Annotated in this window: 16 protein-coding genes and 2 pseudogenes; 6 read left to right on the top strand and 12 right to left on the bottom strand. The window is 59.6% G+C overall.

The features are described from left to right. Positions 1-38: 38 nt before the first annotated feature. Positions 39-914 carry a helix-turn-helix domain-containing protein gene (locus ACIQVE_RS11595; protein ID WP_402808060.1) on the bottom strand — a complete coding sequence of 292 codons (876 nt, stop codon included), beginning with the start codon at positions 912-914 and terminating at the stop codon, positions 39-41. A gap of 139 nt (positions 915-1,053) precedes the next feature. Between ACIQVE_RS11595 and ACIQVE_RS11590 the strand changes: the two genes are divergently transcribed. Beyond that, entirely contained in the window at positions 1,054-1,956 is a 903-nt protein-coding gene (locus tag ACIQVE_RS11590; protein WP_402808058.1) for a DMT family transporter, read from the top strand. Between the two features lie 20 nt (positions 1,957-1,976). Here ACIQVE_RS11590 and ACIQVE_RS11585 read toward each other — a convergent pair. From ACIQVE_RS11585 to ACIQVE_RS11570, 4 genes and pseudogenes are all read right to left on the bottom strand, one after another. Then, positions 1,977-2,486, bottom strand: a pseudogene (locus ACIQVE_RS11585) (DUF2165 family protein). 137 nt (positions 2,487-2,623) lie between these two features. Then, entirely contained in the window at positions 2,624-3,598 is a 975-nt protein-coding gene (locus ACIQVE_RS11580) for a 2-hydroxyacid dehydrogenase (RefSeq protein WP_402808057.1), read from the bottom strand. 704 nt (positions 3,599-4,302) lie between these two features. Next, a complete protein-coding gene (locus tag ACIQVE_RS11575) occupies positions 4,303-4,677 on the bottom strand; it encodes a DUF6124 family protein (protein ID WP_402808054.1) in 375 nt (124 codons plus the stop codon). Between the two features lie 410 nt (positions 4,678-5,087). After that, complete coding sequence (locus ACIQVE_RS11570; RefSeq protein ID WP_402808051.1) at positions 5,088-6,056, bottom strand: LysR family transcriptional regulator; 969 nt, start codon at positions 6,054-6,056, stop codon at positions 5,088-5,090. Between the two features lie 193 nt (positions 6,057-6,249). Between ACIQVE_RS11570 and ACIQVE_RS11565 the strand changes: the two genes are divergently transcribed. The 4 genes from ACIQVE_RS11565 (at position 6,250) to ACIQVE_RS11550 (ending at position 11,223) form a co-directional block, all read left to right on the top strand. Then, positions 6,250-7,749, top strand: coding sequence for an efflux transporter outer membrane subunit (locus ACIQVE_RS11565; RefSeq protein ID WP_402808049.1), 1,500 nt, complete (start codon positions 6,250-6,252; stop codon positions 7,747-7,749). A 214-nt stretch (positions 7,750-7,963) separates the two neighbouring features. Continuing rightward, entirely contained in the window at positions 7,964-10,156 is a 2,193-nt protein-coding gene (locus ACIQVE_RS11560) for an FUSC family protein (protein ID WP_402808047.1), read from the top strand. Then, entirely contained in the window at positions 10,146-10,346 is a 201-nt protein-coding gene (locus tag ACIQVE_RS11555) for a DUF1656 domain-containing protein (protein WP_402808045.1), read from the top strand. The genes ACIQVE_RS11560 and ACIQVE_RS11555 overlap by 11 nt, the downstream gene beginning before the upstream one ends. Positions 10,347-10,356: 10 nt before the next feature. After that, a complete protein-coding gene (locus ACIQVE_RS11550) occupies positions 10,357-11,223 on the top strand; it encodes an efflux RND transporter periplasmic adaptor subunit (RefSeq protein WP_402808043.1) in 867 nt (288 codons plus the stop codon). Positions 11,224-11,367: 144 nt separating this feature from the next. Here the strand turns inward: ACIQVE_RS11550 and ACIQVE_RS11545 are convergent, their stop codons facing one another. Continuing rightward, a complete protein-coding gene (locus ACIQVE_RS11545; protein ID WP_402808041.1) occupies positions 11,368-11,766 on the bottom strand; it encodes a DUF4440 domain-containing protein in 399 nt (132 codons plus the stop codon). After that, a complete protein-coding gene (locus ACIQVE_RS11540) occupies positions 11,763-13,133 on the bottom strand; it encodes an MFS transporter (protein ID WP_402808039.1) in 1,371 nt (456 codons plus the stop codon). The genes ACIQVE_RS11545 and ACIQVE_RS11540 overlap by 4 nt, the downstream gene beginning before the upstream one ends. Before the next feature lie 109 nt (positions 13,134-13,242). Here ACIQVE_RS11540 and ACIQVE_RS11535 point away from each other — a divergent pair, with 109 nt between their 5' ends. Next, positions 13,243-14,136, top strand: a complete 894-nt coding sequence (locus ACIQVE_RS11535; protein ID WP_402808208.1) for a LysR substrate-binding domain-containing protein — start codon at positions 13,243-13,245, stop codon at positions 14,134-14,136. Positions 14,137-14,253: 117 nt separating this feature from the next. On the opposite strand, the gene ACIQVE_RS11530 is transcribed toward ACIQVE_RS11535, so the two are convergent. From ACIQVE_RS11530 to ACIQVE_RS11510, 5 genes and pseudogenes are all read right to left on the bottom strand, one after another. Continuing rightward, complete coding sequence (locus tag ACIQVE_RS11530) at positions 14,254-15,078, bottom strand: SDR family oxidoreductase (protein ID WP_402808036.1); 825 nt, start codon at positions 15,076-15,078, stop codon at positions 14,254-14,256. A 35-nt stretch (positions 15,079-15,113) separates the two neighbouring features. Continuing rightward, positions 15,114-15,578: a multidrug transporter gene (locus ACIQVE_RS11525; RefSeq protein ID WP_402808033.1), complete on the bottom strand. Its 465-nt coding sequence runs from the start codon at positions 15,576-15,578 to the stop codon at positions 15,114-15,116. A 266-nt stretch (positions 15,579-15,844) separates the two neighbouring features. After that, positions 15,845-17,296 (bottom strand): mannose-1-phosphate guanylyltransferase/mannose-6-phosphate isomerase, encoded by a 1,452-nt coding sequence (locus tag ACIQVE_RS11520; RefSeq protein WP_402808030.1) that lies wholly within the window; start codon positions 17,294-17,296, stop codon positions 15,845-15,847. A 215-nt stretch (positions 17,297-17,511) separates the two neighbouring features. Then, on the bottom strand, positions 17,512-18,168 hold the full coding sequence (locus ACIQVE_RS11515) for an alginate O-acetyltransferase AlgF (protein ID WP_402808027.1): 657 nt from the start codon (positions 18,166-18,168) through the stop codon (positions 17,512-17,514). A 14-nt stretch (positions 18,169-18,182) separates the two neighbouring features. Further along, a pseudogene (locus tag ACIQVE_RS11510) lies at positions 18,183-18,377 on the bottom strand (alginate O-acetyltransferase); the annotation flags it as partial. Positions 18,378-18,447 lie beyond the last annotated feature (70 nt).

Genomic DNA, 18,447 nt, shown 5'->3' with positions numbered 1-18,447 from the left:
CTCCCTCCGGGAGAGGGCTAGGGTGAGGGGAAATAGCCTCACCGCAAAAACGCCTGCCGATACTCGCCGGGCGTCCCGCCCAGTACCTGCTTGAAGCGATTGGTGAAATGGCTCGCACTGGCAAACCCGCACGCCAGCGCAATTTCCCCCAACGGCAACGCCGTTGCCCGCAACAACTCTCGCGCTCGGCTCAAGCGTCGTGCCAGCACATATTGATGCGGAGGCAGCCCGAAGCTCACGCGAAACATTCGTGCAAAATGATATTCCGACAACGCGCACAACCCCGCTAACTGCCCGAGGCTGATCGGCTCGGCCAACTGACTGTCGACGAAATCCACCAGTTGCCGACGCTGGTGCGGCGCCAGTCCGCCCTTGAGGCGCAGACCCTGACGCGCACCGACCTGACTGAGCAAGGTATGGCTGATCAATTCATGGGCAATGCTGCTGGTCAGCAAACGTTCGGCCGGCTCGTCCCAGTTCAGGTTCAGCAACTGCCGAAAGCGCTGCGCTTGCTGCGGGTCTTCGAGAAAGGTCTGCTCGCGCAGGTGCATCTCGCGCGGCTCGCGATCGAGCAACGTCACACAACCGAGGGCAAATTGCTCGGCGCTGAAATACAGGTGCGCCAGGCGGATATCGCCATTGATCACCCAGCCTGATTCGTGATCCGCCGGCAGGATGCACAGCTTGTCCGGCCCGCCCTTGTGGCCCGGCTGACCGCGACGAAACGTGCCAGTGCCACCGGCGATATAGCACGAGAGGGTGTGATGGCTCGGCGCTTCGTATTCCTGGGCGTCGTGGTGATTGGTCCACAGAGCCGCAGACAAGCCGTCACCGAGCTCGGCGCTGTGCACAAGGCGCGAGTTCGGCGAGCGGTTAAGTGCCTGGAAGACTTGCAGGTTATCGATGGCGGCCATGATCGGTTCTCTTCAACGATTTTCATCCTACTCCGTCGCTTTCGCGCTGCCAGCCAGTCGGCCGACAAAAGCGCAAGTTTATGCAAGCGTGATTTCCAGGCCGCAGCGGACACTGAAATCCAATTGAGGAGTGTCCACCATGAATCTGTCGTTATATCTGTTGACCGTGCTGATCTGGGGCACCACCTGGATTGCCTTGAAATGGCAATTGGGCGTGGTGGAGATTCCGGTGTCGATCGTCTACCGCTTCGGCCTCGCCGCGCTGGTGCTGTTTGCGCTGTTGCTGCTCAGCCGCCGGTTGCAACCGATGAACCGGCGCGGGCACCTGATCTGCGTGGCGCAGGGTGTGTGTCTGTTCTGCATCAACTTCATGTGCTTTCTGACCGCCAGCCAATGGATTCCCAGCGGGCTGGTGGCGGTGGTGTTTTCTACCGCAACCCTTTGGAACGCACTCAATGCGCGGGTGTTCTTCGGCCAACGCATTGCCCGCAATGTGCTGATGGGTGGGGGGCTGGGGTTGTTCGGTCTGGGCATGTTGTTCTGGCCGGAACTGGCCGGGCATCAAGCCAGCCCGCAAACCTTGCTCGGTCTGGGCTTGGCACTGTGCGGTACGCTGTGTTTCTCGGCAGGCAACATGCTTTCGAGTCTGCAACAGAAAGCCGGGCTCAAACCGCTGACCACCAACGCCTGGGGCATGGCTTACGGCGCCGCAATGCTGTCGGTGTGGTGTCTGGTCAAAGGCATCCCGTTCGAAATGGACTGGAGCCCGCGTTATGTCGGCGCGTTGTTGTACCTGGTGATTCCCGGATCAGTGATCGGCTTCACCGCCTACCTGACGTTGGTTGGGCGTATGGGGCCTGAACGCGCAGCGTATTGCACCGTGCTGTTTCCGGTAGTGGCGTTGAACGTCTCGGCATTTGCCGAAGGTTATCAATGGACGGCGCCGGCGCTGGCGGGCTTGGTACTGGTGATGCTGGGCAATGTGCTGGTGTTTCGCAAACCACGGGTATCCGTAGTGCCGAGTCAAGGCAAACTGGCCTGAAATGCTTGAGCGTTGCGCGTTCAGCGCTCAACTTTCATGACGATGTAAATCAATACCGGAAGTATAAAGTCGACAATATGCCGGGCCCAGTCCTTGGCATTCCATGACTGTGACGTGTCCATGTCGAACCATTCAACGCCGACGGTTTGCAGACCCACTTAATATATGAATATGGCGATCATTAAACCGATAACCGAGAATTTTTTGGCGTCGTGGAAGGCTTCGGCTGATTCGTCCAGGTTTTGATAAAGGTGATAAGTGCCTAGCAGACAGCACGAGGTGTAAATCACTTCCAAGGTAATGATGAGCCAGTAAATGCGGTGGTGCAGCATGGGGGATATGATTGCTCTATAGCGAATGTTTTCGTTGATTTTAGTGGTGTCCATGCTAAGAATATGCCCGACATACTCATAGTTTGACGGGTAGTCAGTGAAGTTGCCGTATATCACCAGAATGCCAAAAAAGCTGATGTAAGCCATGAGCATTACTTTGCTATAGCGGACAAGTTGGTCGGTGCTCAGGTTTCTCAAGTTTGATACTCTCCAGAGAGGTTTTTGTCTGGCGAGTTTATAGCTGCAGTGTTTTTTTCGTTGTTCGGTTAAGTTGCAAGTTATGTGTTTCGGGTTCAATGAACGGGCAAGTGCGGTAGAGCACTTGCCCTGTTTTTTTATCCGCGCCAGACTTGCGGGTTGACCAGATCCTGCGGGCGTTCGCCGAGCAGCGCGCTGCGCAGGTTGGCGAGGGCGCGATTGGCCATGGCTTCGCGGGTTTCATGGGTGGCCGAGCCGATGTGCGGCAAGGTCACGGCGTTTTTCAGCTGGAAGAGTGGCGACTCGGCCAGCGGTTCTTTTTCGTAGACGTCCAGACCAGCGCCACGGATGCGGCTGTTTTGCAGCGCCTCGATCAGCGCCGGTTCATCGACCACCGGGCCACGGGAGATGTTGACCAGAATTGCGCTCGGCTTCATCAGGGCCAGTTCACGATGGCTGATCAGGTGGCGGGTTTTATCGCTGAGAGGCACCACCAGGCAGACGAAGTCGGCTTCGGTCAGCAATTGGTCGAGGCTGCGAAATTGTGCGCCGAGTTCTTGTTCCAGTTCGGTCTTGCGGCTGTTGCCGCTGTAGATGATCGGCATGTTGAAACCGAACCGGCCACGGCGGGCGACGGCGGCGCCGATGTTGCCCATGCCGACGATGCCGAGGGTTTTGCCGTGGACGTCACAGCCGAACAGCGGGGCGCCGATGCTGGCTTGCCATTGGCCGGCCTTGGTCCAGGCGTCGAGTTCGGCGACGCGGCGGGCGCTGCTCATGATCAGGGTGAAGGCGAGGTCGGCGGTGCTTTCGGTGAGCACGTCCGGGGTATTGGTGAGCATGATCCCGCGTTCGTTGAAGTAGTCGAGGTCGTAGTTGTCGTAGCCAACGGAGACGCTTGAGACCACTTCGAGTTTGGCGGCGGTTTCGAGTTGGGCTTTGCCGAGTTTGCGGCCGACGCCGATGAGGCCGTGGGCGTGGGGCAGGGCTTCGTTGAATTGGGCGTTGATGTCGCCGGCTTTTGGGTTGGGAACGATGACGTCGAACTCTTGTTGCAGGTGTTCGATCATTGGGGGGGTGATGCGGCTGAAGGCCAGGACTGTTTTTTTCATTGGGATTGGGCTCGGCTTTGGCTTTGTTTCTGAGATTGCCAAGCACGCTAACATTTCTGTTTTGGGTTGTCTTGGCGGCCTTTGGGCCGACCATGTTGTGGGTTGGTTGGTGTGTATATCCGTTTTTTTGGTTGAGGCCGCTGACGGTTTCGCCCTTACGGCGACTCACTTTTTTGACAAACGCCTCAAAAAAGTAAGCAAAAAAAGGCTTGCTCCTACGTGCGGCCCGCTCGCTGGGGCTCGGGGTTCCTTCGCTCCGGGATCGATCCGCTCAGCCTTCCGATGTCGCCCGTGGATCAAGATCAAGAGCAGCAGCCGAGCTAACGCTCATCCTGTTGAGTGGTGGAAGAGCATGCGGTCAACTTTTGGTTTTTTGTTGGATTTGCCCCTCATCGGAACGCCGCCCGCCCAGCCCTCTCCCGGGGGAGAGGGAGCTGATTTTTGGGCTTTTCGGGATTTTGATTCGACTCGGTATTTCACGTCGGCGTATCTCTCCCAAACATCTCGGTCAGTTCCCTCTGCCAGTGGAGAGGGAGCCGATTTTTGGTCTTTTCAAACTCGGGTTCGACTCGTTATCCCACGTCGGCGTAGCTCATCCAGACACCTCGGTCAGTCCCCTCTCCCTTTGGGAGAGGGTTAGGGTGAGGGCAATTCCAGAGGCTGTTTGAGTTTCAGCAGCACCCCCCGGGCTGTCCCATCAAACTTCAGCTGTGTGGCGCGGGTTGGGGGATGTCGACATTATCCAGCACCCGATTCACTGCCAGTTCCGCCAGCATGATGATCTGCTGAATCGCCAGAATCGTGCGGCGCTGCGGGAGGTCGACGTAGGCGGCGATGTCGCTGCTCATGAGGTTGGCTTGCGCCAATGATTCGCAGGCGTGGACCAGCAGGCTTTCGTTGTCTTGATTCGGCGCGACCTGGAACATGGTGCTGGGTTTGTGGAAGCGCAGGGTTAAAGCGTTGGGTTTGAGGTAGTGATCGAGCGCGCGCTCGGCGGCTTCGTGGAATTTTTTTGAACCGGGGAATTCGTAGGGTGTGGTGTTTTCCGCTTCGGGCGGATTGGGGGTGTGTTTGATCATGGGAAACATACTCGTGGCAAGTTGAGTTGGAGCTGCCACCTTTCGTTTTCCAGACGATAGGGTGGCAGCCGTGCGCGGACTGGAAAAACCGATCAACTCACCAAAACCGGCAGGCCCAAGGGCCTCCCGCGCACAGCCGCCATAACATCGCGAGCAGAAAAGCGCCGCAGTATGCCATGAGCTTTGGTAGTTGAAATCGGGTTTTCCAGACCCGGTCGCTGATTCGTCAGCGACACCCAAAGCCTATCCACCGCACTTCCGACGGACAACCTTCAAAACCTGTCGGAAACTTCCGCGAAAACCCCGAAATGTAGGAGCTGCCGTAGGCTGCGATCTTTTGATTTTTAAACATCTACATCAAAAGATCGCAGTCTTCGGCAGCCCCTACTGGTTTCACGGTGTGTTGAAAATCAGTTGGCGACGCGCGCTCCGGCGAGGCTGCCGCTGAGTTCATAAGCGGACAATTCCGCTTGATGCGCCGCGAGAATTTCCGGCAGCGAGCCGCGCAGGTATTCGACCCACGTTTTGATCTTCGCATCCAGGTATTGGCGCGACGGGTAGATCGCGTACAGGTTCAGTTCCTGCGAGCGGTAGTTCGGCATCACCCGCACCAGCGTGCCGTTGCGCAGGCCTTCGATGGCGGCGTACACGGGCAGGACGCCGACGCCCATGCCGCTGGTGATTGCGGTTTTCATCGCGTCGGCGGAGTTCACCAAAAACGGTGAGCTGTTGATGGTGACCATTTCCTGGCCTTCCGGGCCGTCGAACGCCCATTTCTCCAGCGGGATCACCGGACTGACCAGGCGCAGGCAAGCGTGGTTGAGCAGGTCGCTGGGCTTCTGCGCGCAACCGTTGGCTTTCACGTAGGCGGGGGAGGCGCAAACGATGCTGTAGGTGATGCCCAGGCGTTGCGAGACGAAACCCGAGTCCGGCAGTTCGCGAGCCAGCACGATGGAGACGTCGTAGCCTTCGTCGAGCAGGTCCGGCACGCGGTTGGCCATGGTCAGGTCGAAGGTCACGTCGGGGTGGGTCTTGCGATAGCGGGCGATGGCGTCGATGACGAAGTGCTGGCCGATACCGGTCATGGTGTGCACTTTCAGTTGCCCGGCTGGCCGGGCGTGGGCCTGGCTGGCTTCGGCCTCGGCTTCTTCGACGTAAGCGAGGATCTGTTCGCAGCGCAGCAGGTAGCGTTTGCCGGCCTCGGTCAGGGCGATGCGCCGGGTCGTGCGGTTGAGCAGGCGGGTTTGCAGGTGGGCTTCTAGGTTGGAGACTGCGCGCGAAACGTTGGCGGTGGTGGTGTCGAGTTGCACGGCGGCGGCGGTGAAGCTGCCGGCTTCTGCCACGCAACTGAAGGCGCGCATGTTTTGCAAAGTGTCCATGGGGTGCTCTCAAGGCAGATGGCAAATTGTGACACGAAGTTTCGAGGTCGAAACCCCCGACCAAGGGATTATCTCGTTAACGGTAACAAAGATTCACAGGATTCCCAGCTTATCGCCGCAAGGGCGCCCACCTAGAATTGCGCCGTTCCCTAAACAAACCCTCGTTTTATCCCCCTCTCAGGAATTCGCAGCTGTGCCGCGTCGCATCAACAGAGCGCTTTTGCCGCTCAGTGTTCTGGCTTTCGCCCTGGGTCTCGGCGGCTGCATCTCAACGCAAGGAATTGCCCCGCAGGGCAAGGCATTGGAGGCCAATTCGCTGGCCACCGACGACGCCATTACCCACGCCGCCCGTGACGCCAATTGGCCCACCGCGCAATGGTGGCAAGCCTACGGCGACCCGCAATTGAACCGCTGGATCGACCTCGCCGTACAAGGCAGCCCAAGCATGGCCATGGCCGCCGCGCGAGTGCGTCAGGCCAGAGCCATGGAGGGTGTTGCTGAAGCGGCCGAGTCGTTGCAGATCAATGGCGAGTCGACCCTCAAGCGCCACAACTGGCCGACCGATCAGTTCTACGGCCCGGGCGAACTGGCCAACACCACCACCTGGGACAACAACGCCGCGCTGGGTTTCAGCTACGCCCTCGACCTCTGGGGCCGCGAAAGCAATGCCAGCGAACGGGCGGTGGATCTGGCGCACATGAGCGTTGCCGAGGCGCGGTTGGCGCAGCTCGAATTGCAGAACAACATCGTCCGCGCCTATATCGCACTGTCGCTGCACTACGCCCAGCGCGACATCGTCGCGGCGACGCTTGCGCAGCAACAGCAGATTCTCGACTTGGCGCAAAAGCGTCTGGACGGCGGGATCGGTACGCACTTTGAGGTCAGTCAGGCGCAAACGCCTTTGCCGGAAACCCATCGGCAACTTGATGCACTGGACGAAGAGATCGCCCTCAGTCGCAATCAGCTTGCCGCACTGGCAGGAAAAGGGCCGGGAGCGGGCGCGCAGTTGCAGCGACCGACGCTGTCCCTTGGTGCTGCGCTGAAACTGCCGTCGGCACTGCCCGCCGAACTGCTCGGCCAGCGTCCAGACGTGGTTGCCAGTCGCTGGCAAGTGGCGGCGCAGGCGCGTGGCATTGATGTGGTGCACGGCGGTTTTTATCCCAACGTCGATCTGGTCGGCAGCCTCGGTTACATGGCCACCGGCGGTGGCGCGCTGGAGTTTTTGACCGGCAAGAAACTCAATTACAACGTGGGCCCGGCAATCTCGTTACCAATCTTCGATGGCGGGCGACTGCGTGCCGAGTTGGGCGAAGCGTCGGCCGGTTTTGACATCGCCGTGGCGCATTACAACCAGACTCTGGTCAACGCGCTGAAGAACATCTCCGACCAGTTGATCCGCCGCGAGTCGATGGACAAGCAGCAAGGGTTCGCCGCCGAATCCGTGGCCACGGCGCAGAAGACCTACGACATCGCGATGATCGCTTATCAACGCGGCCTCACCGATTACCTCAACGTGCTCAACGCGCAGACGTTGCTGTTCAAACAGCAGCAAGTGCAACAGCAGGTGCAGGCCGCGCGGTTGAGTGCGCATGCCGAGTTGGTGACGGCACTGGGTGGTGGGCTGGGTGCTGGCAATGACGTGCCGAGCGCCGAGAAAACCCAAGCCCCGAAAACCCCGGCCCTTTTGCGGTGAACCCAAACCTGAAGCAAATGATTACCTGTGGCGAGGGGATTTATCCCCGTTCGGCGGCGCAGCCGTCGCAAAGCCGGCGCATGCGGTGTGACTGTGAGAATTGGGTCGCTGGTTTTGGGGCCGCTTCGCAGCCCAACGGGGATAAATCCCCTCGCCACAGGGTTTTCCATGTACCTAAGTAAAACTTCCTGCCGACAACCATGAGCAAGATTAAATGATTCCCTTGCCCGCCCCCCTGCGCTGGCTCTACTCCCTGGAATGGCGCCGTGGTTTTTTTGACTGGGCGCGCAGCGATGGCGTGACCTGGGTCTACATCTTCAAGGTGTTGCTCGCCGCGTTCCTCACCCTGTGGCTGGCCATGCGTCTGGAATTGCCACAACCGCGCACGGCGATGATCACGGTGTTCATCGTCATGCAGCCGCAAAGCGGTCAGGTGTTCGCCAAGAGTTTCTATCGCTTCCTCGGCACGCTGGCAGGCTCGGCGATGATGGTCACGTTGATCGCGCTGTTCGCGCAGAACACCGAGCTGTTCTTGGGCTCGCTGGCGATCTGGGTCGGCATCTGCTCGGCGGGTGCCGCGCGTTGCCGTAACTTCCGCGCCTATGGATTCGTGCTGGCGGGTTATACCGCCGCAATGGTCGGGTTACCGGCATTGGCCCACCCGGACGGCGCATTTATGGCCGCTGTGTGGCGGGTTTTGGAGATCTCGTTGGGGATTCTCTGCGCCACCGTGGTCAGCGCCGCGATCCTGCCGCAAACCGCCAGCGCGGCGATGCGCAACGCTCTGTATCAGCGTTTCGGCGTGTTCGCGCTGTTCGTCACCGATGGTTTGCGCGGGCGTAGCAAAACCGAATCCTTTGAGGCGACCAACGTGCGCTTCATCGCCGAAGCGGTGGGCCTGGAAGGGCTGCGCAGTGTGACCGTATTCGAAGACCCGCACATGCGCCGGCGCAATGGCCGCCTCAGCCGTTTGAACAGCGAGTTCATGGGCATTACCACGCGCTTCAACGCCCTGCATCAGTTGCTTGAACGCCTGCGCGGCAACGACGAAGAACACGTCGTGGCGGCAATCAGGCCGGGTTTGCAAGACCTGGCCGAAGTGCTCGACAGCTTCAGCGCTCGTTCCCTGACCAGTCCTGATGCCGCACGTTTGGCGACGGCGCTTGCGACCTACAAGGAAGGCCTGCCGGCGCGGGTACGCAGCCTGCGCACGATCTTTCAGGAGAGCGAGCCGAGCGAGGCCGAGCAACTGGATTTCCACACCGCTTATGAATTGCTCTATCGCTTCGTCGATGACCTGCACAGTTATGCACAGACTCACGCGTCTCTGGCCGATCACCGCCACGAACGCGAGCGTTGGGACGAGCCGTTCACCCCGCAAACCAACTGGTGGGCCACGGCGGCATCGGGGATTCGCGCCTCGTTCATCCTGATCGTGCTGGGCAGTTATTGGGTGGCGACCGCGTGGCCGAGCGGCGCGACGATGACCCTGATTGCTGCCGCCACCGTGGGCCTGTCCGCCGCCACGCCAAACCCGAAACGCATGGCATTCCAGATGGCGTGCGGCACGTTCCTCGGCGCGTTGATCGGCTTCTTCGAGATGTTTTTCATCTTTCCGTGGATCGACGGTTTTCCATTGCTGTGCGTGATGCTCGCGCCGGTGATCGTACTTGGCTCGTTCCTTACGTCGCGGCCGCAATACGCCGGTGTCGGCCTCGGTTTGCTGATCTTCTTCAGCACAGGCTCTGTGCCGGACAACCTGACGGTCTACAACCCGTACACCTTCATCAATGACTACATCGCCATGGTCATCGGCATGCTGGTCTGCGCGGCTGCCGGAGCGATTATCCTGCCGCCGAACAGCCGCTGGTTATGGAGGCGGCTGGAGCAGGATCTGCGTGGGCAAGTGGTCTACGCAATCAGCGGCAAACTCAAAGGCCTGGCGTCGAGTTTCGAGAGCCGCACCCGCGATCTGCTGCATCAGGCCTACGGTCTGGCGGCCGGTGAGCCGAAGGTACAAAAGAGCCTGCTGCGCTGGATGTTCGTGGTGCTCGAAGTCGGCCACGCGATCATCGAGTTGCGCAAGGAGCAGGCGATTTTGCCGGTGCATCCGGCGTATGCCGAATCGCAGCCGTGGCGTCAGGCAATCCGTGTTATGGGCCGTGCGCTGGTGCGCCTGTTTCTGCACCCCAATGCCAGCAATCTTGAGCGCGCACTGGTTGCGGTCGATCACGCGATCAGTCGTGTGGCGGCGACCGATGAGCCGTTTGCGCCGCACTTCGATACCTCTGCGTTGCGTCGGGTGAAGAGCTACCTGCACTTTATCCGCACGTCCTTGCTCGATCCGCAATCACCGCTTGCCGCGTTCGCCCCAGCCAAGCCCGAAGGACTTGCCCATGCCTCGTGAAATCGCCTTCCACGGCGTGTACATGCCGACCATGACCCTGATGTTTTTCATTGCTGCGGCGCTGGCCTGGGCGGTGGACCGGTTCTTGTCGGGCTTCGATCTGTACCGTTTCTTCTGGCACCCGGCGCTGCTGCGTCTGAGTCTGTTTACCTGTCTGTTCGGCGCGATGGCGCTGATCGTCTACCGTTGAGAACGATCTGATGAAAAAGTTTTTCAGCCTGCTCGCGACCCTGCTGGTGCTGGCCCTTGCGCTGTGGATCGGCCGGACCTTGTGGGTGCATTACATGGACACGCCGTGGACCCGCGACGGCCGGGTGCGCGCGGACATCATCAACGTTGCTGCCGACGTCACCGGTGAAGTGGTCAACGTACCGGTGCGCGATAATCAATTGGTGAAGAAGGGCGATTTGCTCATGCAGATCGACCCGGAGCATTACCGCATCGCGGTGAAACAGGCACAGTCGCTGGTCGCTTCACGCAAGTCGACGTGGGAGATGCGCAAGGTCAACGCCCATCGTCGCGCCGACATGGATGCGCTGGTGATTTCCAAGGAAAACCGTGACGACGCCAGCAACATCGCCGACGCCGCGCTGGCCGATTACCAACACGCGCAGGCGCAACTGGAAGCCGCCGAACTCAACCTCAAGCGCACCGAAGTGCGCGCGGCGGTGGACGGCTACGTGACCAACCTCAACGTGCATCGCGGCGACTATGCGCGTATCGGAGAGGCGAAAATGGCCGTGGTCGACATGAATTCGTTCTGGGTCTACGGCTTCTTCGAAGAAACAAAACTGCCGCACGTGCGCGTGGGTGATAAGGCCGACATGCAACTGATGAGCGGCGAAGTGTTGAAGGGCCATGTGGAAAGCATTTCTCGCGGCATCTACGACCGCGACAACCCGGAAAGCCGCGAGCTGATTGCCGACGTCAACCCGACGTTCAACTGGGTGCGCCTGGCGCAGCGTGTGCCGGTGCGCATTCATATTGATGAAGTGCCGGAGGGGGTGCTGTTGGCGTCGGGGATTACTTGCACGGTGGTGGTGAAGCAGGACGTTGTGGATAACTAAGGCAGACCGAGTCGCGACCATCGCGGGCGAGCCCGCTCCCACAGGATTTGTTGTGTACAAGATATTTGAGTGCGCCGCAAAACCTGTGGGAGCGAGCTTGCCCGCGATGCAGACGCCTCGCTCCTGCAAGAAAATGCCGAACGTCTAAACGCCGCAAAATGTCTCGTGCAAATGCAGCCAGATCGCCCGCCCGGATTCTAGTTTTTCAAACACCACCGTCGCGCGCCGATCCGAGTGGAACCCGCTCGCATCCGTCTGCTGTTCTCGATAGCTCACTGTCGCGCCACGTTCATGCAACGCGATCCCGCGCAGCTCACTGAGCTCAATCCTGAACTCGTTCTTCTTGCCTCCGGCCATTTGAAACAACGCTCGCAAGGCTTCGAAATCAAGCACGCGACCCAGCGGCGAAACCATCGAAAAGCGTGGAGAAAAGCGCGTCAGTAATCGCTCCAGAGCGGTCTCGTCCTCTGCCACGGCAAACCATCGTTCGATGGCCTCGTGAGCCTCGATCACTTCGGCAAAATAGTCGGTGTAGTCAGTCATGTGGATTTTTCCTGAAGGGCAGGTGGGTTCAGCAAAGCGAGCACTTTGCTAGCATCGAAACGCAGCACGGCGGCCATCGGCAACAGCGTGAGCAGCGCGGCGGCGAGAAAACAATATTTGAAACCGTTGGCGCCCAATGCGCCCAGCAGCGAACTGAGCAGCGCCGCGCCGAGGCAGAAACCAAGCTGGCGATTGATGTTCCAGAGAGCACTGGAGTGGGCCATTTTTTCTGCTGTGATGCCGACAAACGCCAGGGTCTGCGCGGTGACGCTGCACAGACTGCCGCCCAACCCCATCAGGGCATAGGCGATGATCAACGGGCCGGCTGCGGGTTGTTCGATCTGCATCAGCACGACAATGCCGAGGCTTTGCAAAAGCATGCCCGCGATCAGCAATGGCTTGGGACCGAGCCGGTTGAAACTGCGTTTGCCGAGCATGATCGCCAGTCCCGAAGCCGCCGCCCAGGACAGCATCAGTGCACCGGTTTGCGCCGCGCCGAAACCAAGGTCGTGCAGATACAGCACGGCAATCATGTTGGTACCGGTGAAGACACCTGGCACAAACAGGTAGATCAGCATTGCCAGGCGCAGTGACGGGTTCTTGATCAGTTGCAGGTCAAGCACTGCACCGGGTTTGTGCCAGCCATCGCGCAGGTACTCGCACAAGGTTATGGCGCTCAGCAGCAGGGCGCCGCCTGCCAGATTCCGAGTTTCGGGTGCGCTCGCAAGGCTTACGGCAATCAACAGCAGGCTCAGGGCCGACACGGCCAGCAGCAGGCCGCGTGCGTCCAGTGTCGGTCGTGCGCGGGTGGGTGGGTCGGGCTTCAACCAGAGCAGGCCGAGCCCGAAAGCCAGCAGCGCCATCGGCATGTTCATGTAGAAAATCCAGCGCCACGACAACCCCTGAACGATCAGCCCACCGGCCGCCGGCGACAGGGCCGGCACCATCAGTGCCACCAGCAGCACCACACCGGTGAAGTGCGCGCGCTGTGTCGCAGGAAACTCTCGATAGGCCAAGGCCTGACCGACCGGCAGCAACAGCCCGCCACCCAGACCTTGCAGCAACCGCCAGCCGATCAGGCTTTCAATCGACCCGGCCTGCGCCACCAGACCGGACGCGATGGCGAACAACAGCAACGAACCGAGGATCAGCCGTCGCTCGCCCATTCGCGCCGCCAGCCACACGCTCATCGGAATGATCAGCGTCAGTCCGAGCATGTAGGCATTGGTGATCCATGCCAGTTGCGTCACCGAGGCTTGCAACTGCCGGGCAATGTCGGGGTAGGCAATGCTGGCGGCGAACATGTTGAGCAGGTCGAGGGCGAAACCCAGCAAATACACCAGCGCAACTTTTGAGCGATAGGCCATGGCAACTTCCCTGTGATGAGGCATGCAGGGTAGGGCGCTTCTGGCGATAGGAAAACGCTGGTTTGGCTGCTAGTTTGTCAAAATAATTTTGACAAGGAGCGCCGTGAACATGGTCAGCCTGGACCGTTTTGACACCTTCAAAGCCGTGGTCGAGGCCGGGTCGTTGACCGCGGCCGCCGATACGCTGGGGCAGACTCGTGCGGTGGTGAGCTTCAACCTCAAACGGCTGGAAGAGGAATTGGGCGTCACTTTGCTCACCCGCAACACTCGGCAATTGGCGCTGACCGATGCCGGTGAGCGTTTCTATCGGCGCTGTTTGCGCACACTGGATGAAGCGCGACTGGCAATCGAGGAGGCCCGTTCCGAGCACTCACAGCTAAAGGGCACGCTGCGTATCACCACCACCGTGGAGTTTGCGCTGGCGCAGGTGGTGCCGGCGCTGGAAGTGTTTCGTCAGCAGCAGCCGCAATTGAATATTCACCTGTCGACGTCCTCGACCCATGCGGATCTGATCTCTGAACGTTTTGATATGGCGATTCGACTTGGCCGCATGCATGACTCCAATCTGCGCGCGGTGCAGTTGTCGACGTTCGAGGTGTTTGCAGTGGCAGCGCCTGCGTTGGTCGAGCGTTTTGCGCCGGTCGACACGCTGGCGGTGCTGGAGTCGATGCCGACACTGGGGCATGGACGCGTACCGGAAATGACGGTCACCGACCCGGCCGGTAGCGAGCATTTTTATCAGCCGAAACCGGGGACGATCGCCATCGTTGCGGATAACTCGGCGACGCTGCGGGCATTTGCATTGACCGGGCAAGGCGTGGCGATTCTGCCGCAATGGTTGATCCAGGAAGATCTCGACGCCGGACGCTTGCAGCGCTTGTTGGCGGACTACCGTTTTGCTCAGCAAGGGGTGTACGCGCTGTATCCGGACACCCGGCATTTGCCGCTGAAAGTGCGGGCATTCATTGATTTCATGAAGGGCTGGGGTGAGGCATTGCGGTGATTGCGCCGGCCCCTTCGCGAGCAAGCTCGCTCACACAGGTTTTGTAGTGTTCTGGGTATTTGAGTACACCGAAAAATCTCTGGGAGCGGGTTTGCCCGCGATTGGGTCAACCCGGCATCAGAGTTGCCCGCGCAACCCGAACCGCTTCATCAACGTCGACTCCAGCAACCCTTTGGGCAACAGGGTTGCCAACAACGGCAACGCCCGGCTGCCATTACCGATCCGGATCATCCGTGGCGGTTTGCTCTGTTGCACAGCTTTAAGCAGTACAGCAGCAAAATCTCGGGCCGGCGTCGGTTTGTCCTGCGATGCCTTGGCCCGCGCCCGAATGCCTTCACGTAGCGGAAACCATGGCGATTGCTCGTTGATCAACTGCTCGGCCTCATGCCCGGCATTCTTGGCGAAGCTCGACTGAATCGCCCCAGGCTGGACCTCCATCACGCGGATGCCGAACGGCGCCAGCTCCATACGCAGTGCATCGCTCAAGGCATGTACGGCGGCTTTTGACGCGCAATAAGCCCCCGCGAATGGCGTGACCAGAACACCGGACACACTGCCGATATTCACCACCAGCCCCTTGCCCCTGCGCAGCACCGGAAACAGTGCGCGGGTCACGCCGACAATCGAGAACACGTTGGTCTCGAACTGACGCTGCATGGCCGCAACGCCGCCATCAAGCAGCGGCCCCATGGCGCCGTAACCGGCGTTGTTGATCAGCACATCGAGGCCGCCATGTTGCCGGTTGATTCGTTCGCCAAGTTGTTCAAGCGCCGCGCCGTCGTTGACGTCGAGCTGCACCGCAATGAACCCCGTCGCCGCGAGTACAGCAACATCTTCAGCCTTGCGCGCGGTGGCCCAGACTTCGAAACCGGCGCTTTTGAAAACATCGGCCAAGGCGCGGCCGATGCCGCTGGAACAACCGGTGATCAACGCAACTGGCATGGCGCTTTCCTTGTGTAAAACGGTGGGGAAGGGGGTTAGTCGGAGAAACTACCCTGCAATCGCTCGGCGCGAAACTCCAGGGTTTGTGGGCGATAACCGGGGCGCAGCGGCGGCATCGGCAGGCAATCTTCCCAACTGCCGCCAGCCTGCAATTCACCGGGACCGCGATAGCGTGGCGCGGTGTATTGGTTATCGGCCAGATTGACGGTATCGCCCGGCGCATAAGCGCCAATGCGCCAGCGCAGTTCGGTCAGCGGGACGTCGTTGCCGTTGTTCATCTTCAGTTGCAGCGGGCGGTCTGCCGGGCATTGTTCGGGCGCATAGCTGATGCGCAGTTCAAGGCGTGCCAGTTGCTTGACTTCGCGATTGTCCAGCCACACCACCCAGACTGCCACCAGACCGAGGCCAATAGCGGCCGCCACCGAAACCGGCAAGGCTTTGGCCGGATAACGCAGAAGGAGAATCAGCCAGGTGATGACCAGCAGGACGCCGATGAACATGTCGCACAACCTCGCAGGAGTAGAGGGTCATCCTACCTAAGCGCAGGTGAGGTGGCGATGGGCATCTGGATTTGCGGTGCCTGACATGGCCTCTTCGCGAGCAAGCTCGCTCCCACAAGGGAGCGCATTTCAAATGTGGGAGCGAGCTTGCTCACGAAGGGGCCAGTTCATGTGACACAGAACCCGGACAAAAAAAGCCCCCGCCAAACCCGCTGCGGATAGGGAACGCAGCGGGCTGGGCGAGGGCTTCTTGTTTTGCTGATCGTTTACTGCGCGATGGTTTTCACCGACACGCCGCGCTCGAGTGGGGTCGAGCGACCGTAGATATCTTCAAAACGTTCGATATCGTCTTCGCCCAGGTACGAACCCGATTGCACTTCGATGATTTCCAGCGGGATCTTGCCCGGGTTGCGCAGGCGATGCACCGAGGCGATCGGGATGTAGGTCGACTGGTTTTCGCAGAGCAGGAACACGTTGTCATCGCAGGTCACTTCGGCGGTGCCGCTGACCACGATCCAGTGTTCGGCGCGGTGGTGGTGCATCTGCAGCGACAGGCACGCGCCCGGTTTGACCGAGATGTGCTTGACCTGGAAACGCCCACCCATGTCCACCGAGTCGTACGAACCCCACGGACGATAGACTTCGCAGTGATTCTGGGTTTCGCTGCGGCCCTGCTCGTTGAGGGTGTTGACCATCTGTTTGACGCCCTGGACCTTGTCCTTGTGGGCAATCATCATCGCGTCTTTGGTTTCGACCACAACGATGTTTTCCAGACCGATCACCGACACCAGTTTACCGTTGCCGTGGATCATGCAGTTCTTGCTGTCCTGAATCACCACATCACCTTTGGTGACGTTGCCGTTGGCGTCTTTCTCGTTGACTTCCCACAGCGACGACCAGCAGCCGACATCGCTCCAGCCAGCGCTCAGCGGCACGACGCAGGCGCGCTGGGTTTTTTCCATGACGGAGTAGTCGATGGAGTTGTCCGGGCAGCAGGCGAAAGTGGCTTCGTCGAGCGTGATGGTGTCGGCGTCCTGTTCGCTGCGCTCAAGGGTCAGCAGGCAGGTGTCGTAGATGTCCGGATCGTGTTTTTTCAGCTCTTCGAGGAAGCGGCTGGCGCGGAACAGGAACATGCCGCTGTTCCAGAAATAACCGCCGGATTGCACGTATTCGGTGGCGCGTTTGACGTCAGGTTTTTCGACGAAGTGCGAGACACGGCTGACGCCTTCTGGCAGCAACGAATCAGCGGTGGATTTGATGTAACCGTAGCCGGTTTCCGGCTTGGTGGCCGGCACGCCGAACAGCACCATTTCGCCGTTTTCGGCAGCAACAGTGGCCAAGGCGAGGGCGCGTTGCAGGGCTTTCTGGTCTTCCAGCACGTGGTCGGCCGGCAGCACCAGCATCAGTTCGTCGCGGCCTTCATTGACCAGCATCATCGCGGTCAGGGCCACGGCTGGTGCGGTGTTGCGGCCGAACGGTTCCATCAGAATGCGCTGGGTTTCCAGTTTGCGGTTGGCCAACTGCTCGTTGACGATGAAGCGATGGTCCTTGTTGCAGACCACGATCGGGGTGTCCATGCCTTCAAACACCAGGCGTTCCAGGGTTTGCTGGAACAGCGTGTGTTCGCCGGTCAGGGCAAGGAATTGCTTAGGGAACTGCTTACGCGAAAGCGGCCAAAGACGTGAGCCGCTACCACCTGACAAGATCACCGGAATCATATTGTTTACTCCATAAAATCGATTGGGTTAGAGCCACGAACGCTGTGTCGTTTCACTCTTGTTTTTGTTTCGTACCTGAGCTGACAACCCGATTCATTGTGGGAGCGAGCTTGCTCGCGAAGGCGGCGTATCAGTAGACACATCTGTTGAATGTCAGACCGCTTTCGCGAGCAAGCTCGCTCCCACAGGGGGTATGCGTCAGTCAGGAAAAATATTTAGCGGGTCGACACCGGGCGTTTCACCCAGACTGGCGACAGGCTGCTACCGGAACCGGTGACGTACAGCACCGCTGCTTCACCGCGTTCCAGGGCAACCGGCTTCACGTCGCCGACTTTCTTGTCACCTTCGTACAGCGCCAGGCTGACTTTCACCGGGTTGATTTCACGTTCGCCACGACCCTTGGCCGCCACGGTCTTGACCACTTCAGTCTTGCCGTCGGCAGTCTTCAGGGTCAGCGGCTTGTCGGTGAGGTTCTGCACGCGCACCAGGGATTTCTGCTTGTTCTTGAACGGCGGCTCTTCGATCAGTTGCGGCGCGCCGGAAGCGTTGTTGACCAGGGTGTAGTAGTGATCACCGGCGAGTTTTACCGGCAGGGTCTGGCTACCGACCTTGGCGCTGTAGTCGCCGCCCGGCATGAAGCTGAAGTCGCTGCTGGCCAATGGCGCAACATCGCTGAGGTTGGTGCTGCCAACGGTGGCGCTGACTTCAGCGTTGCTGGCGTTATAGATGCGCACGAAGCTCGAGCCCTTTGGTGCGGTCGGGCCGTACAGCGCGGCGTCGCCACCGGCGAAGGCCGGTACGGAAAGTACGCTGAGGCCAGCAACCAGTGCGAAGCTTTTAGCGAGACGGCGAGGAGTTGTAGTGAAAGTCATGGTGTACCTCTCTTTCAGTTTTGCGCCCGGTCGGGCGTCTCGGATTTAGTGTTTGCAGCTACGTTTTGTTGGCGTGCGCCGGCTTGTTTAAGCTCTGCGACCCACTGCGGGTCGGCGTCACCGATTTCGTTGTTCACAGGCAGATAACGTTCAGGAAACTCCCAGATCAGCACCTGTGGCGGGCTGTTCTTGAAGTCATCGCTTTTCAGTTAGCTTATCATCGTATGAATCGTGGTTTTTACGTCTTATTCGTTTTTGAATATGTTTTTGTGTATCTTT

The sequence above is a fragment of the Pseudomonas sp. NPDC098747 genome (assembly GCF_044760045.1).
In the GTDB taxonomy this organism is placed as follows: Bacteria; Pseudomonadota; Gammaproteobacteria; order Pseudomonadales; family Pseudomonadaceae; genus Aquipseudomonas.
This window is presented reverse-complemented; position numbering and strand designations above follow the sequence as displayed.

What these genes read in the sequence shown, in the direction of transcription:
- ACIQVE_RS11570 (WP_402808051.1), bottom strand. Translation starts at nt 6,056, where the DNA reads ATGGACACTTTGCAAAACATGCGCGCCTTCAGTTGCGTGGCAGAAGCC.
- ACIQVE_RS11515 (WP_402808027.1), bottom strand. Translation starts at nt 18,168, where the DNA reads ATGACTTTCACTACAACTCCTCGCCGTCTCGCTAAAAGCTTCGCACTG.
- ACIQVE_RS11580 (WP_402808057.1), bottom strand. Translation starts at nt 3,598, where the DNA reads ATGAAAAAAACAGTCCTGGCCTTCAGCCGCATCACCCCCCCAATGATC.
- ACIQVE_RS11560 (WP_402808047.1), top strand. Translation starts at nt 7,964, where the DNA reads ATGATTCCCTTGCCCGCCCCCCTGCGCTGGCTCTACTCCCTGGAATGG.
- ACIQVE_RS11530 (WP_402808036.1), bottom strand. Translation starts at nt 15,078, where the DNA reads ATGCCAGTTGCGTTGATCACCGGTTGTTCCAGCGGCATCGGCCGCGCC.
- ACIQVE_RS11520 (WP_402808030.1), bottom strand. Translation starts at nt 17,296, where the DNA reads ATGATTCCGGTGATCTTGTCAGGTGGTAGCGGCTCACGTCTTTGGCCG.
- ACIQVE_RS11550 (WP_402808043.1), top strand. Translation starts at nt 10,357, where the DNA reads ATGAAAAAGTTTTTCAGCCTGCTCGCGACCCTGCTGGTGCTGGCCCTT.
- ACIQVE_RS11545 (WP_402808041.1), bottom strand. Translation starts at nt 11,766, where the DNA reads ATGACTGACTACACCGACTATTTTGCCGAAGTGATCGAGGCTCACGAG.
- ACIQVE_RS11555 (WP_402808045.1), top strand. Translation starts at nt 10,146, where the DNA reads ATGCCTCGTGAAATCGCCTTCCACGGCGTGTACATGCCGACCATGACC.
- ACIQVE_RS11590 (WP_402808058.1), top strand. Translation starts at nt 1,054, where the DNA reads ATGAATCTGTCGTTATATCTGTTGACCGTGCTGATCTGGGGCACCACC.
- ACIQVE_RS11540 (WP_402808039.1), bottom strand. Translation starts at nt 13,133, where the DNA reads ATGGCCTATCGCTCAAAAGTTGCGCTGGTGTATTTGCTGGGTTTCGCC.
- ACIQVE_RS11535 (WP_402808208.1), top strand. Translation starts at nt 13,243, where the DNA reads ATGGTCAGCCTGGACCGTTTTGACACCTTCAAAGCCGTGGTCGAGGCC.
- ACIQVE_RS11595 (WP_402808060.1), bottom strand. Translation starts at nt 914, where the DNA reads ATGGCCGCCATCGATAACCTGCAAGTCTTCCAGGCACTTAACCGCTCG.
- ACIQVE_RS11575 (WP_402808054.1), bottom strand. Translation starts at nt 4,677, where the DNA reads ATGATCAAACACACCCCCAATCCGCCCGAAGCGGAAAACACCACACCC.
- ACIQVE_RS11525 (WP_402808033.1), bottom strand. Translation starts at nt 15,578, where the DNA reads ATGTTCATCGGCGTCCTGCTGGTCATCACCTGGCTGATTCTCCTTCTG.